A 15435-nucleotide genomic window follows, 5' to 3' on the forward strand; every position below is an offset into this window, starting at 1 on the left:
TCAAAATGCATGGCCCATTCATGCAAATGCTCAATCATGTTCAAATGTTTTTTATAAGCTGCCGTTGGTGTACCCTTAGCTGTTTTTTGCTTATAATCTTCTAAATCTGTTACATCTTGCAATTGATTAGCTGTGTCGTGTAAGCAAGTTAGAAAATCTGATACTTCTTGATCAGGAATAGCTGAAAAGTCTGTGTAAGTTTTAGCACCCTTTAAAAAGACTTCAGCTAACCATTTTTTCGGATTGTCAGTAGCTTGACTGAAATCATAAATCTTGTAGACAATCCCTCGAAAAGCTGAACTATCCTTGCGATTGCCTGAAAAATTACGAACTAATTTACGGAAAACATCCTTATTCTTTCCTGTCATGTAATCAGAAAAAAGATCTGAAAAGACGTCATTTTTGACAATATCTTGTTCACTTTTATCTGTCATGATGCGAAAAGTTGGCGAAATTCCTAAAGTGTAACCATACTGGTTGACCAACTTCTGCGTAAAAGCATCCATGGTCCCAATATCAGCTGTTTGTAAGCCTAGCAACTGCTCATTAAGATAGGTTTTTAAATCATTATCCTTTGTTGCTTGTAGCGCTTGGCTAATTTTTTTCTCAAGACGCTCCTTCAATTCTCCTGCAGCCTTAACCGTAAAGGTCGAGATGAACAATTGATCTACGGTAATCCCACGCAAAATTTTATCGATAATGCGCTCTACCATAACAAAGGTTTTCCCAGAACCAGCAGACGCTGATACTAGAATATTATTGCCATAACTATAGATGGCTTCAATTTGTTCAGGAGTTCGTTTTTGTGTTTTAGACGACTGAGCCTCTTCTTGTTGTAGAGAAGAAATGTCTTCAGCCGTTAAAAAAGGTTTAAAGGTCATCTTTCTCCTCCTCTTCTTGCATCAAGTTCAAAAAGCCTTGACGTCTGTCTTTTCTTGGTAATTTAAACCACTTGCGAGCATATGGCATATGACGATCAGCTTCAAAACGAGTAATAGCTTTTAATTGATCACCCTTAACCGTCTTACCGTCCTCACTGTATGGGTTAATCAAAAAATGTCCTTTTTTAATGTCTTTCGCAGCTTGAATGAATAATTTTTTGTTATAAGCTAGTAAAATATCTAATTCTTCTTGCGTATAAACGGAGTCATTAAGGTGATAATTGCCATTAGCTAAATAGCCTTTTTCCTCTTCAAGGAACAAACCACGATAGCGCAATTCTTTAGATAAATTCTCCAAAATTTTCTCTGTCGTCGCCACCGATGACAAATCCACCTTAGGCTCTTGCATGTGTAAATACATGGCCCCGAAAATCTTATCAGACTCACTTCTCTCTTTCTTATCGCGAAGGGCTTGCATGTAAGTCACTAATTGCGGATTAAGGCCATTGTAGAATTTCTGAATGTCAAATGTATTATGACTTGACTTGTAATCAACGACACCAAGACTACCATCTGACAAACGGTCAACACGGTCAATAATACCTCGGATGCGAATAGCATTTGCAATCATTAATTCAAATGGTTCTTCTTCACTTTCCACCTGAATCTGAGCATCTTGCTGTAAAACTGTCGCGGTACTTCTTGCGATATCTTCCAAGACTGTCAATGAGTAACGACTTTCCTCATCTTCTTCATAGACGAACTTGAAAGCATCTTCTGAATTCGTTGCTTGGATAGCACGATTGAGTTTATGATCAAATGGTTGATTTGAACCGTCTTTCATGACCAATTCAAAGACACGGTGAAGATAAGTTCCGTGATTTCTAGCATCAGGATGGATTGTCTCAACTTCCTGTAACCCAAGAACATACTGCAAGAAATACTTGTATTGGTTATTATAAAAAGTTGTCACCGCAGAAGAAGATAAATTAATCGGTTGATCACTTGGAAAACGTGTCTCAATCACTTCAGCGGAAACAGGCTTAGTTCGCATATTATCCTTAATTAGTGGCAATTCAATTCCTTCTGTAGCAAGTCTTCTACGCAGGTAACGAACAGCCACAGACCAAAATGTCTGTTCTTCTTTACTAAGCTCACGTTCTTCTTCAATTGCCAAACGATTAACTTCAATCACACGAGATAAGAGAGCTTTATAATTTCCAATATCTTCAACATCAGTAGATAGGCGATTACGTCCCTTCATCAAGACTGGAACACCAAAGCTAGCTAATTCCGCAAGATAAGAAGATTCCTTATCTTCAGATTCGTTAACAATTTGAGGTAAACTCAAAACCAATTCGTCAGTTGCTGAATTAAACAGTGACAAAGCAGCAAAATGATTTTTCTTAATATTCTCGCGACTGATGATATCAAAATGCTGGTGTTCATTTGTGCTTTCATTGACCTTAGCGCGCTCTTCATCAGAGATCAAACTACGGTTTTGAGCAATTTTTGGAAAATGAGACTGTGTCATCCCCAAAGCAAAGACAAATTTATTGGTATGCGGTTCTACCAAATCATATGATTTCACCGAAACCACATCAACGCTTGCTGGTACCACACGGTATTGCGCAGCCAACATACCGCTTCTTAGAAGCGATAAAAATTCATCTAAAGATAATTTTTCTTGGCCAAAAATAGTTTGAAACTGCCTTAAAATCCCTGTAAATGTACGCCACACTTGCTCGTGCTTTTCTTGCTCATTTTCTGAGAAAGTAGCTACCATACTTTCCAAATTATTTGGCAAAGAAATCGCACGCAAGAAGGTCATCAGCTTTTCAAGCAAACTTGAACCAAGCTGCTTTTGCACCTTAAAAAAGGTTAACAAAGGTGTCATGATTTGCTCGCGCATGCTGTTAACAAAAGCTAAATGCTCCTCACCTTTATAAGCAATGGTAAACTCTTTAGCAAATTTACTTTGCCCCTTGATATCTGCATAAATCAAATACTGCTCAAAAAGGTCCAAATCATCTTGCTTGAAGGAACCATAAAGACCAGTTTTCAGGAGGTTGACGACATCTTCAGTACGAAAACGATAACGCTTCACGCGCTCCAAAGAATCAATAAAATGCACCAAAGGATGATCACTCATTGACTCAGCTTTACCAAAATAATAAGGAATATCGTATTTATCAAAAATTTTGCCGATTTGCAGACGATAGCTATCCACATCACCCAAAAGTACCAAAATATCCTTATAACGATAGCCTTGGTGAAGCTTATGACGAATTGCCTTTGCCACATGCTCAACTTCTTCTTTTTGATTAATGACATCCCAAATCGCATAATGTTTTTTATCATCATCTGTCAATGTAATGTCTGATGTTGTAAAGTCGTGCTTCGCTTCAAAGAGTTTTGACAATTTAGCAAAAGCTTCTTGAGATTTTTGCGAACTCTCAACATACTGTGGTTGTGTTTGAAATTTTGCTGCCAAGGAACGCAGAAAATCCAAACTGGCTTGATAGACATTGCCCGTTGAAAAATTAGCCTTATAAGCCTTCTGACTACTGTAAGTCCCGATAATCACTTGAGCACATTTTTCCTCTAATAGGCTCACTAAGTGCTCTTCTTCTGCTGAAAAACGGGTAAAGCCATCAATAACAAGAACCACATTCTCAAGCGCAGCATCTAAATGCCCAGCAGCCAGCTGTTTAGCAAAAAAAGCAATCTTACTTTGATTATCGTATTGATTAGCCAGCAAAATATCATTCACAGCCAAAAAGATTTTCACCAAATCTTCCTGTTTCTCAGCTGAATGCAATTCCGTCAAATCAAGCACGGTCATATTGGCCGTTTTTAATTCTTTATACAAATCAACCAATTGCTTGATAAAATTAGTATCCTGCTTCAAACGCCCAAAAACTTTCAAATCCGTATCTGAAAAATGAGACAGTGCACGGTAAAAAATCATGGCTAAGCCATTGTCATCAATAGATTCTTTCGTCTGTGATTCATTTAAAACAAAATAGCGAGCCATTTGAGCAAAACGGGTAATCGTAATCGCAAAAGACGCCTGATCAGGCAGAAGCTCTAAAACAGCCCTTTCTTTTTCAAAAGACAAAGAGTTGGGAGCAATATAGAAGACACGCTTTCCAGCTTCAGCTTGCTTAGCAGCTTCTCTTGCCAAAATTTCAGTCATATCAAACTGAATATCTGTATATAATAATTTCATAATAATCCTTCGTCATGTCACTAGATAATCCTATTATACCAAATTCTGCTATCGGTTTGGCTTTTTGATAAACAAGAAACCACCACTACTTTCGTAGCGGTGGTTTATCTATATTAACCCAAATAGCCTAATATTGTATCAAATGATTAACGAACTTCTGCTCCGAGTTGTTCTAAAAATTGAATTTCTGATTGTTTTATTTGCTCTACAAATTGAGAGTAGCTTTTACAGTTTTGTGGAATTAGTAATGATTGTTTAAAAATTTCACCACCAAATCCATCTAACATACCTTGAATTTCATACATTGTATCCTTTGTACTTGGATATAAAATACCAGCTTTCTTAGACTTTAAGATATGTGAATAAGTGATAATCTGATACAAATCTTCTCTATTTATCGATGTTCCCTCGATTTTTTTATATTTGGCATCAAGAACCAATTTATTTTCATTGCTAAAAAAATCAGGATATACAGGATGTTTGTGATTAGTATACAGAAATACCCTATGAGTTCCCTTTCGATTTTCAGGATGAACAAACCACCTTTTTAACAATGTATTCAGATACTCTTCCCAAAGCCAAGCTATGTCAATTAATATTCCAAATATCTTATTCCTATTATTGCCAATACCATGCTTTCTCCTATCCAAAATCATCAAGCACAACTTCTGAAGTTTATGATAATCATGATAGTATGCATGTCTTACAGGATTCAAACGGTTATATTCAATAACCTTATTTTTCTGATTAACATCATATTCAGGTGTTAATTGGATAACTTCATTAATAAATTGTGTTACCTCTGCATCCGCTTTTAATACCTGTCGCCCTATTTGAGAGCTTTTTAAATATTCAATTGTATCTCTTATTAAAAGCATAACATTATTTTGAGCAGTTAATTCCCTAGTTGAATAAGCAATGTTACCTGCAAAAGGAATATTATATTTTAGATGTTTAACGATATCAATATTTCCACGAACACGATTATCGTTATATTCAAATTTATGATATTCTTTATAAATTCCCTTTTTAAAAGCTGATTTTAAGTAATTAGGAAATAAGTAAATTAAAAAATAGTACAATCGGTTTTCAAAAGAAATATTAACAGGCAAATCAATTACATTGATAGACATAACTCTTTGTAGCATATAATGCAAAAAAAAGTCATCATTCTCCGAAAATCTTGATTGAATCACCAAGGATTCATCATTTAGACCAACAAAACCAACTACATTACTCGTTTTAACTTTATCATTAATACTTTCAATAACCTTACAATCTTTGTTCAGGTCATCAGAATTTTCTAGCTTGTCCGGAAAAATAACAAAACTACCTTCTTGCGATAAATATTCTAAAGTTTTATCTAATAATTTGCTTGAAAGCTGAGGATACTCTTCACAAAATTCAACTTTGGAAATGTTCCAATTATTGTCCATCACTTTCATCTACATCACCTGTATCATCAATTGTATTATAAGCGTCATCCAGATTGCCTAGAATTTCTTGAAAATCATAGCTACCGCGTAAATATTCAATCAAAAGCGGTTTAATATAGTCACTCCATAAAGCATCATAATTGTAGTCTAAATCTTTTAACTTCAAAAAATAACTTGGCCCAACATGATAACTTTCACTTAAACCTTCAGTAGCTGAAATACTTCTATTAAGATTTAATAATCTAAATTCTGCTTCTTCACGTTTTTCTTCATCAAGTTCCTCTAACATTGATAATCGTTGCTTAGCCTTTATTTCAATAAATCTAAAACGACGACGCATAGCAAAATCAAAAGTATCCACGGAACGGTCAATATCGTTCATAGTACCAATGATATAAACATTTTCAGGAATATAAAATTTATCACCTAGATTTTTACCATCTGTCCCATCATAAAGATTTGAAAATTGAGTAGTCACCGCTCCTCTAATTCCTCGATAACTAGGATCAATTGAGAAAAATAATTCTCCGAAAATTTTAGATATATCACCGCGATTAATTTCATCAATTATAAAAACATATGGTTTTATATCGCTACTTTTCTGAGGCCCTTTATAATCTAGTGAGCTAATTTTAGCCTTTTCACAAAAATTCATAAAAATACCATTTCGACGTTCAAAACCAATTGTTCCATTATGGTTAACAGGGCGTAGTCCCTCAACAAAATCACTATAATCATAATTAGGATGAAACTGAACAAAATCAAACTGTTCTGAATCATTTAATTCACCAATAGAACAACCAATCATATCAGCAGCAATTTGCTTAGCTAAATATGTCTTACCCGTCCCAGGTGCACCGTGAAGGATGATATTGTGTGAGGATTTTAAACTGTCTACATAAATATCATCTTCTGATACTTCATCCACTTCTTGATTTATATTATCATCAAAATTCATAAAGTAACTAAATTCTTGTTCCTCATCTTTAAAAATAAAATTATAAAGTTTTTGAGCTTTTTCATCGTTTTCAATATTAGGAAGCTTCCACATAGCATACCTTTCTGTATAAAAGAACCATTCCCGCTCTTTAAAACTTTTATCCCAATCAACAAGTAATGTATGACCATCTCCGACGAGTTTAGTAACTTTGCCGATTGCCTTAATCTTCATGACAGAAACAAACTTTCCGTGATTATCAAAAGGTAGGCCGTTTTTTCTAGTGTATGTAGATTTAATTACTAAATCGTCCCCAACATTTACCTGATTAAAAATTCTTAGCATTGATCTATATTGCTTATGATTTTCATTTCCTTTCCACCCCAGTTCCCACTTTCCTTTTTTTATAAAATCTTTTGATACATCCTTACCAAAATTAGCACCAACTAAAAAAACACTATTCATGTACAACATTCCTCGAATTCACTTTAAAATTAATAACATCATTATTATACACCTATACACCCAAAAACCACCACTACTTTCGTAGCGGTGGTTTTATCTATATTAACCCAAATAGCCAAATTAAAAATCTACTGATTAACGAACTTCTGCTCCAAGTTGTTCAACAAGGACTTTAGTGATTTTATCCATGTATTTTGTAACTTCTTCATCTGTCAAGTTATCGTTTGGATTTTGGAATGTTAGGCTGTAAGCCATTGATTTCATTCCTTCAGCAATGTTTGCACCAGCGTATACGTCGAAGAGTTTGATATCTGTCAAACGTTTCACTTTAGCTACTTCGATTGCAGTAACAATATCATTGTGAGTAGTTGCTTTTGGCAATAGCAAAGCGATATCACGAGAAACTGCTGGGAATTTAGTAATTTCTACGAATGCTTTATCAGCTTGAAGAGCAGCTTCAATAACATCCAAGTTCAATTCAGCAACATATGTTTCTGGAACATTGTAGTTTTTAGCAGTTTGTGGGTGAACTTGACCAACAAAACCAACTAATTGACCGTCCAAGTAAATACTTGCTGTGCGACCTGGGTGCATGCTTTCAAGACCTTTTTCGGCAACATAATCAACTGTCAAATCAAGTTTATTAAAGATTGCTTCAACGATACCTTTAGCATAGAAGAAATCAACTGGAGTTGCTTTTGTTTGGAAATCTTTTTCAGCTACCAAACCAGAAATAGCAAAGGCAAATGTGCTAGCTTCATTTGGTAGCTCTTCTTTTGGATTACCTTTTTGTTCAAAGACTTTACCAATTTCGTAGATTGCCATGTTACTGTTTTTACGAGCAACGTTATACGCAATCGTATCAAGCATACCAGAAACAACGTTTTGACGAAGAACTGAACGTTCTACTGACATTGGCCACATCAATTCAGTCAAGTTGCTTGGTTGCAATGTGAATTCAGTTGCTTTTTCAGGTGTTGTCAAAGCGTATGATACGATTTCAGTCAATCCAGTACCTTCAGCGATTGAACGCATTTTACGACGCAATTTTTGTGTTGCTGTCAATTCACCTGCTGTACCAGCAGCTTCTGGAAGTGTTGTTGGAAGGTTTTCGTAACCGTAAATACGAGCAATTTCTTCAACCAAGTCAGCTTGGATAGCAATATCCCAACGACGACGTGGTACTGAAACTGTGAATTTATCAGCATTTCCTGACAATCCAAAGCCAAGTTTAGCAAAGACGTCTTCAATATCAGCATATGTCAATTCAGTTCCCAAGCGAACGTTAACATAATCAATAGTTGTTGATACTTCAACATCATCAGTTGGAACTGAACCAGCTTCAACACGACCTGAAAGAACATCGCCTTCAGCTAATTCTGTAAGCATTGCAGCTGCAAAATCAAGAGCTTCATCAACAGTAGCGTAGTTGATTCCTTTTTCAAAACGAGCTGAGCTTTCAGAACGAAGGTTCAAACGAGATCCAGTACGACGGATAGCTGTACCATCAAAGACAGCAGCTTCAAGAACAACATTTTTAGAGTTGTTATCAATTTCAGTGGCTTGTCCCCCCATCACACCAGCAAGAGCAACTGGTTTATCAGCAACTGTGATAACAAGATCTTCTTCTGTTAATTCACGTTCTTCACCGTCAAGTGTAACCATTTTTTCACCAGCACGCGCATTGCGGGCAACAATTTTGTTGTCTTCGAATTTGTTGAAATCAAAGGCATGCATTGGTTGACCAAAGTACAACAAGACATAGTTTGTCACGTCGACAACGTTGTTGATTGGACGGATACCAGCATTCATCAAAAGGTTTTGCAACCATTGTGGACTTGGTTTAACAGTCACATTTTCAACAACACGTGCTTTGTAAGTTAATACTTTATCAGATTCGATAGCAACATCGATAACATCTTTAGCAGCTTTAGAAACTTCTTTAAGTTCTTTTTCTGGGAAATGAACTTCTTTACCGTAAATAGCTGCTACTTCATGAGCAACCCCACGCATTGAAAGAGCATCTGCACGGTTTGGTGTGATTGACAATTCAACGATTTCGTCATCCAAATCAAGGTATGGGAAAATGCTGTCACCTGGTTTAGCATCTTCTGGCAAGATTTGAATACCATCTGAGAATTCTTTTGGAATGATTGATTCTGGCAATCCCAATTCTTGGAGTGAGCAAATCATACCAAGTGATTCCATACCGCGGATTTTACCTTTTTTAATTTTGTAGTTGTCAGCAATACGTGCACCTGGAACTGCAACGATAACTTTAATACCTGCAGTCACGTTTGGAGCACCACAGACGATTTGACGCAATTCTTCATCACCAGTATCGACTTGGCAAAGGTGCAAATGAGTTTCTGGAACATCTTCACAAGAAACAACGTGACCAACAACCAATTTTGTCAAACCTTCAGATGGTGTTGAAACTCCTTCAACCTCAATCCCTGTTGTTGACATTTTTTCAGAAAGCTCATGTGTTGTAACATCAACATCAACAAGCTCTTTTAACCATTTATAACTTACTAACATAATAATGTGTTAAAAGCTTTTCGCAGTCAAAATACCTTTGACAGGCAAGCTTCTTTATCCCTTTCTACTGTTATTCTTTTAATGCTTTTCTCAAAAGCCAATCTGTATCTACTTTATCGCCAACTTTAAAAGAGTGTTCTGAAAATTTTTCAAAACCATACTTGCGGTAAAACCCTTGAGCCTTAACATTGCCTTCCCAAACACCTAACCAAGCCCAATCAAATCCACCTGCTTTAGCCATATCAAGCGCAAGCTCAAATAATTTCTTGCCTAATCCGAGCCCTTGACACTCGCTAAGAATATAGATGCGTTGAATTTCAAAAGCATTATCAAGTTTGTGTTCTGTCTGTGCAGCGCCCCAATTGACCTTCAAAAAACCAACCTCACGCCCATCAACTAAGACAAATCGAACATCAGATTCTGAATCTGTAACTTCTTTTTCAAGTTGCTCTAAAGTGTAATTGTCATTGAAAAACTGTTGAAGTTCTTCTTCGGTATTATCAAAAGCAAAGGTTTCGCGGAAAGTCTGGATACTAAGTTCTCGTAAGATTGCTAATTTATCCAAAGTTACTTTTTCAACTTTTATTTCTGACATATCTTTCCTCCAAGCGTTTTTCATTAATCAGTTATTATTTAAATTGATCTGAGAAACGGACATCGCCTTGATAGAAGCCACGGATATCATTGATACCATAACGAAGCATTGCAATACGTTCTTGACCAAGACCAAAAGCAAAGCCAGAATATTTTTCTGAGTCAACGCCAGACATTTCCAAGACACGTGGGTGTACCATACCGGCACCAAGGATTTCAATCCAACCAGTTTTCTTACATACGTTACATCCTTTACCACCACATTTGAAGCATGAAACGTCAACTTCTACTGATGGTTCAGTGAATGGGAAGTATGATGGACGAAGACGGATTTTACGATCTTCACCAAACATTTTTTTGATGATCATTTCAAGTGTTCCTTTAAGGTCACCCATAGAAATGTTTTCACCAACAACAAGACCTTCAATTTGGTGGAATTGGTGGCTGTGAGTCGCATCATCTGTGTCACGACGGAAAACACGTCCTGGTGAGATCATTTTCAAAGGACCTTTAGAAAAGTCGTGTTTATCAAGTGTACGTGCTTGTACTGGACTTGTGTGAGTACGAAGCAAGATTTCTTCAGTAATGTAGAAAGTATCTTGCATATCGCGTGCTGGGTGGTCTTTTGGCAAGTTCATGCGTTCAAAGTTGTAGTAGTCAGATTCAACTTCATAACCATCAACAACTTGGAATCCCATACCAAGGAAAATATCTTCAATTTCTTCGCTTGTTTGTGTCAATACATGGCGGTTACCAAGGTTTACTTGACGTCCTGGAAGAGTGACATCCAAGCTTTCTGATTCCAATTGTGCTTTGATTTTAGCAGCTTCAACAATTTTAGCTTGTTCTTCGAAAGCTTTTGTCAAAACATCACGCACTTCGTTAACTTGTTTTCCGACAACTGGACGCATTTCTTTAGAAAGATCTTTCAAACCTTTCAACAATTCTGTCAATGATCCTTTTTTACCAAGAACTTGCACACGTAATTCTTGAAGTTCTTTTGCATTGTTTCCACGCATTTCAGCTAATTTAGCTTGCGTAGATGATTTCAATTCCTCTAACTGCGCTTGTAAATCCATTAAAATTCCTTCCTTGGGTAAAACCCTAATGTTTTTAAACGAAAAAAGCGTGCCACACTCCTATAGCGGAGCGTTGACACGCGGTACCATCCGTTTTTTATCTGACTAGCAGACCTTAATTCATCGTCTTTAACATGAGTGAATTCGCCAAACTTTCATCTAGGAAGCTTCCAGTCACGACTTCCATTCCCTGTTAAACTGCCATAAGGTTACTAGTCTCATAAGACACTATTCAATTTACAACCCATTCTAGCAAATTTTTTGTCATTTGACAAGGTTGAATATCACTGACTAATTCACACTAATCTGACCTGAATAGTAATCAATGGTTAAGCCACTTTGCACATTTGGAATAAAGACATTAAACTCTAAACTACCATCAGATGACTTGGCTTCCAAATGCGTTCCACTTGAGAGAATATTGTCTCCATCATAGATTAATGTCACACGGTAGCGAACACGCTTATTCTGATCAAGTGCTCTTCTGACAAGACCTTCATAATAGTTTTGACCTGTTGAATCTTCTGAACTCGCTTCATTTGCCCAAGCTGTTTGTGTGGCGACATTATCAGGATTACTTGTTGAAGCATCAAAACCTTTTAATCCTCCAACTAAAGCATAGCCAAGCAAATGACCACGATCTACTGCATGACTGTATGTTCCTGAAAGATTTTGCACTTGATGCCAGCCTGCTGGTGTCCAAGACGTTGAGCCATTCCCAGTTTCCTCACGGCTACGATATTGTCGTGTTGACTTGCTTAATAAAGCATTTGCGACGGTCGGAACTGTCTGCCCTTGAACAAGTTTTGTCTTATTATTGGCATAAGGCTTACTTGATACTCTTGCATTCAAAGACGTTTTGTTTCCATTAACTAAATAAGCACCTGCCCCATTCCATTCTAAATTTGAACCAAGCTGAGCTTTAACATTATCTGTCAAAACTGTTTCAGCCAATTCTTGACTTGGCGTTGCTTGATTCGAACTAGAATGATTTGATGATACTTTTGTAGCTGATTCGCCTGTAATCATGGAAACCAGCTGATTAACTGGATCACTTGAATCCGATGTTGTCAGCCAACCAGCGCCAATACTAATTAATAAAACGATTAAAGAAATAAATGATTTCGTCTGTTTAGACAGTTTTGATTTTTTTGCCATAAAATCCTTTCACCAAAAAAGTGGAACATCGTGCTTTATCAAAATCATAAAGTCGATTATCCCACTTCGATATTCACACACCTTCAAAGGTGCCATAAAGCTGCTCTAAAATACTATATCTTATTGCCCTGTAAACTTACCAATAATGGATTGCCATTTATCAAGCGATAAAATAGAAAGTGGATTTTTACCATCACCGATGACGCCATACCCAACTATCAAGCCAATTGCTAAGAATAAACAAGCCAAAAGAGCAACCACTAGAACTAATCCTAATTGTTTTGCTACGTATTTCCAGCCACTTGTCATTTTTACGCCTCACTTACACGTTTAATATTTGCTCCGAGTTTAGCTAATTTTTCATGGAATTTGTAGTAACCACGATCAAGGTGATTCAAACGACCAACCGTTGTTGTTCCTTTAGCAACCATTCCTGTTAAAATTAAAGCTGCACTTGCACGAAGGTCTGTTGACATCACAGGCGCACCTTGCAATTCATAACCACCGTGAATCATTGCTGTATCACGCATAATTTCTGATTGCAATCCCATACGACGCATTTCTTCCAAATGTTGGAAACGATTCTCAAAAACAGTTTCAATCATTGTTGACTCACCATTAACAACTGCCATCAAAGCTGTAAATTGAGCTTGCATATCTGTAGGGAATCCTGGGTGAGGAAGTGTTTTAACCGTCACTGGTTTTAATTTTGCCGTATCAGCAATTACACGGATTCCTTCAGGTTCATCAATAACCGTAACACCCATTTCAATCAATTTAGAAATCAAAGGACGATTGTGTTCCCAGATTGCATCTCTAACAAGAACATTTCCTGATGTCATCGCTGCTGCTACCATAAATGTCCCAGCTTCGATACGGTCTTGAACCACATCGTGTTCAACACCGTGAAGACTATCAACACCAGTAATTGTTAGGGTTTCAGTACCGGCACCTTTGACAATAGCTCCCATCTTGTTAAGCAACATTGCCAAATCAACAATTTCTGGTTCACGTGCAACATTTTCAATAACGGTCACACCATCTGCCAAAGTTGCTGCCATCATCAAGTTTTGTGTCGCACCAACTGATGGGAAATCCATATAAATTGTTGTCCCTTTAAGTTTGCCATCAACTGTGGCTGTAATATCACCACCAGCTTGTGTGATTTTTGCCCCCATAGCTTCCAAACCTTTAAGGTGAAGGTCGATTGGACGACTTCCAATAGTGCAACCACCAGGCATTGAAACTTTGGCATGACCTTTACGCGCTAAAATTGGTCCTAAAACAACGATTGAAGCACGCATCTTGCTAACATATTCATATGGGGCAATATCCAAAATATCTCCAGAAGCATCAACTTCAATAGTATTGTTAGCTTCATCAAAATCGACTTGAATATCTAAACCACGGACAACATTATTCATCGTAAAGACATCTGAAAGGATTGGAACATTGGTTAAAACTGTTTTTCCTTCCTTCGGTAAAATTGTCGCTGCAAGAAGAGGAAGAACCGCATTCTTAGCTCCTTCAATGATTACTTCTCCTTCTAGGCGTGTATTACCGCCTTCAATAATAATTTTATCCAAAATGAACTCCATTCTTATATTATAATATCAAAATTATATCATAGTTTATCAATTATTGCTTTTATTGAAAACCAAAGAAAAAACTCTGACTTACAGTAATAATTTCTAAAATAAAATGGCTGACCATATAACCAATCGCAATACTCACTAAGAGAATAAATACTTTGAGTCGACCAATATTTTCAGGTGTATTCTTAATAAGTTTTGACCAATCAAATAACTGACGAAGAATTTGATGCGTCATCGCAATAAAAACAAGATGACTAATTAAAGTCACTGAACTATTTAAAATTTCCATAAGACTATTATATCAGATTTCATTTTTGACAACAAAAAAGTTAACAAGTCTAAAACTTCTTCAGCAAACTATCATCAAAAAACATCAAAATAACTAGTTACAAAACAAAAAAGTCTGAAATCAAATCTCAGACTTTTTATGTTTATTTGTTACCAACACTGATACGGTTCAAAGCACGGCGAAGTGCAACTTGTGCACGACGTACTTCGTCGATATCGTGAGTACTTTGAGCTTGTTCCAATTTACGTTCTGCACGAAGTTTAGCACGTTCTGCACGGCTAACATCGATATCGCGTTCACGTTCTGCAGAATCTGCAACAATTGTCACAAGATTGTCTTTAATCTCAATAATACCACCGTTGATAGCTACCCAATCCACGTGATTGTCATCATCTGTACGACGGATTTTCATTTCGTGAACTGTTAGCGGAGCAATAAGGTTAATGTGTTCTGGCAAAATCCCCATCTCACCATCCGGTGTTTTTACTGAAATAAAATTAGCATGGTGATCATAGCGAATACCATCTGGTGTTACTACCTGAACAGTCATAAATGTCATGGTATCACCTCATTAGTAATTCATTTTCTTAGCTTTTTCAACTACATCCTCGATTGGACCTACGTTACGGAAAGCATCTTCTGGAAGATCATCATATTTACCTTCCAAGATTTCTTTAAAGCCACGAACAGTTTCAGCAACTGGTACGTATGAACCAGGCATACCTGTAAATTGTTCAGCAACGTTGAAGTTTTGTGACAAGAAGAATTGGATACGACGAGCACGTCCAACCAATGTTTTTTCTTCGTCTGACAATTCATCCATACCAAGGATGGCAATAATATCTTGCAATTCACGGTAACGTTGAAGAACACGTTGAACTTCTGTTGCTACTTCATAGTGTTCTTGACCAACAATTTCTGGTGCAAGGGCACGTGAACTTGAAGCAAGAGGGTCAACGGCTGGGTAGATACCCATTTGAGTCAATTTACGTTCAAGGTTAGTTGTTGAATCCAGGTGAGCGAATGCTGTAGCTGGCGCTGGGTCAGTATAGTCATCGGCTGGCACATAGATGGCTTGGATTGATGTAACAGAACCTTTTTTAGTTGATGTGATACGTTCTTGCAATTGACCCATTTCAGTTGCCAATGTTGGTTGGTAACCAACGGCTGATGGCATACGACCAAGAAGGGCTGATACTTCAGAACCTGCTTGAGTGAAACGGAAGAT

At 36.9% G+C, this 15435-nt stretch carries 12 protein-coding genes and 1 pseudogene; all 13 read right to left on the minus strand.

The window, feature by feature from the left end; all coding sequences use genetic code 11:
• Positions 1 to 881 (minus strand): UvrD-helicase domain-containing protein (locus B4D49_RS02935; protein WP_286783133.1); only part of this gene is annotated, 881 nt, incomplete at its 3' end.
• Entirely contained in the window at positions 871 to 4113 is a 3243-nt protein-coding gene (gene rexB, locus B4D49_RS02940) for an ATP-dependent nuclease subunit B (protein WP_286783134.1), read from the minus strand. The genes B4D49_RS02935 and rexB, both read right to left, overlap by 11 nt.
• Positions 4114 to 4259: 146 nt before the next feature.
• Complete coding sequence (locus B4D49_RS02945; protein ID WP_286783135.1) at positions 4260 to 5558, minus strand: 5-methylcytosine restriction system specificity protein McrC; 1299 nt, start codon at positions 5556 to 5558, stop codon at positions 4260 to 4262.
• Entirely contained in the window at positions 5539 to 6951 is a 1413-nt protein-coding gene (locus tag B4D49_RS02950) for an McrB family protein (RefSeq protein WP_414717951.1), read from the minus strand. The genes B4D49_RS02945 and B4D49_RS02950 overlap by 20 nt, the downstream gene beginning before the upstream one ends.
• Positions 6952 to 7086: 135 nt before the next feature.
• Positions 7087 to 9492 (minus strand): phenylalanine--tRNA ligase subunit beta, encoded by a 2406-nt coding sequence (gene pheT / locus B4D49_RS02955; RefSeq protein ID WP_286783137.1) that lies wholly within the window; start codon positions 9490 to 9492, stop codon positions 7087 to 7089.
• A 70-nt stretch (positions 9493 to 9562) separates the two neighbouring features.
• Positions 9563 to 10087 carry a GNAT family N-acetyltransferase gene (locus B4D49_RS02960; protein WP_074869087.1) on the minus strand — a complete coding sequence of 175 codons (525 nt, stop codon included), beginning with the start codon at positions 10085 to 10087 and terminating at the stop codon, positions 9563 to 9565.
• Between the two features lie 34 nt (positions 10088 to 10121).
• A complete protein-coding gene (gene pheS, locus B4D49_RS02965) occupies positions 10122 to 11165 on the minus strand; it encodes a phenylalanine--tRNA ligase subunit alpha (protein WP_014334511.1) in 1044 nt (347 codons plus the stop codon).
• Positions 11166 to 11456: 291 nt separating this feature from the next.
• Positions 11457 to 12323, minus strand: coding sequence for a DNA/RNA non-specific endonuclease (locus B4D49_RS02970; RefSeq protein WP_286783138.1), 867 nt, complete (start codon positions 12321 to 12323; stop codon positions 11457 to 11459).
• A gap of 120 nt (positions 12324 to 12443) precedes the next feature.
• Positions 12444 to 12632, minus strand: coding sequence for a DNA-directed RNA polymerase subunit beta (locus tag B4D49_RS02975; protein ID WP_199544316.1), 189 nt, complete (start codon positions 12630 to 12632; stop codon positions 12444 to 12446).
• Between the two features lie 2 nt (positions 12633 to 12634).
• Positions 12635 to 13909 carry a UDP-N-acetylglucosamine 1-carboxyvinyltransferase gene (gene murA / locus B4D49_RS02980; RefSeq protein ID WP_281402429.1) on the minus strand — a complete coding sequence of 425 codons (1275 nt, stop codon included), beginning with the start codon at positions 13907 to 13909 and terminating at the stop codon, positions 12635 to 12637.
• 61 nt (positions 13910 to 13970) lie between these two features.
• Complete coding sequence (locus B4D49_RS02985; RefSeq protein ID WP_199544318.1) at positions 13971 to 14207, minus strand: DUF1146 family protein; 237 nt, start codon at positions 14205 to 14207, stop codon at positions 13971 to 13973.
• Between the two features lie 142 nt (positions 14208 to 14349).
• Positions 14350 to 14766 (minus strand): F0F1 ATP synthase subunit epsilon, encoded by a 417-nt coding sequence (locus B4D49_RS02990; RefSeq protein ID WP_074481984.1) that lies wholly within the window; start codon positions 14764 to 14766, stop codon positions 14350 to 14352.
• 12 nt (positions 14767 to 14778) lie between these two features.
• A pseudogene (locus B4D49_RS02995) lies at positions 14779 to 15435 on the minus strand (F0F1 ATP synthase subunit beta); the annotation flags it as partial.

It is taken from the genome of Streptococcus sp. UBA4344 (assembly GCF_002393675.1).
GTDB lineage: Bacteria > Bacillota > Bacilli > Lactobacillales > Streptococcaceae > Streptococcus > Streptococcus vicugnae.

Coding starts and splice junctions, on each gene's coding strand:
- rexB (WP_286783134.1), bottom strand. CDS start 4,113: ATGAAATTATTATATACAGATATTCAGTTTGATATGACTGAAATTTTG.
- B4D49_RS02945 (WP_286783135.1), bottom strand. CDS start 5,558: ATGAAAGTGATGGACAATAATTGGAACATTTCCAAAGTTGAATTTTGT.
- B4D49_RS02950 (WP_414717951.1), bottom strand. CDS start 6,951: ATGAATAGTGTTTTTTTAGTTGGTGCTAATTTTGGTAAGGATGTATCA.
- pheT (WP_286783137.1), bottom strand. CDS start 9,492: ATGTTAGTAAGTTATAAATGGTTAAAAGAGCTTGTTGATGTTGATGTT.
- B4D49_RS02960 (WP_074869087.1), bottom strand. CDS start 10,087: ATGTCAGAAATAAAAGTTGAAAAAGTAACTTTGGATAAATTAGCAATC.
- pheS (WP_014334511.1), bottom strand. CDS start 11,165: ATGGATTTACAAGCGCAGTTAGAGGAATTGAAATCATCTACGCAAGCT.
- B4D49_RS02970 (WP_286783138.1), bottom strand. CDS start 12,323: ATGGCAAAAAAATCAAAACTGTCTAAACAGACGAAATCATTTATTTCT.
- B4D49_RS02975 (WP_199544316.1), bottom strand. CDS start 12,632: ATGACAAGTGGCTGGAAATACGTAGCAAAACAATTAGGATTAGTTCTA.
- B4D49_RS02985 (WP_199544318.1), bottom strand. CDS start 14,207: ATGGAAATTTTAAATAGTTCAGTGACTTTAATTAGTCATCTTGTTTTT.
- B4D49_RS02990 (WP_074481984.1), bottom strand. CDS start 14,766: ATGACATTTATGACTGTTCAGGTAGTAACACCAGATGGTATTCGCTAT.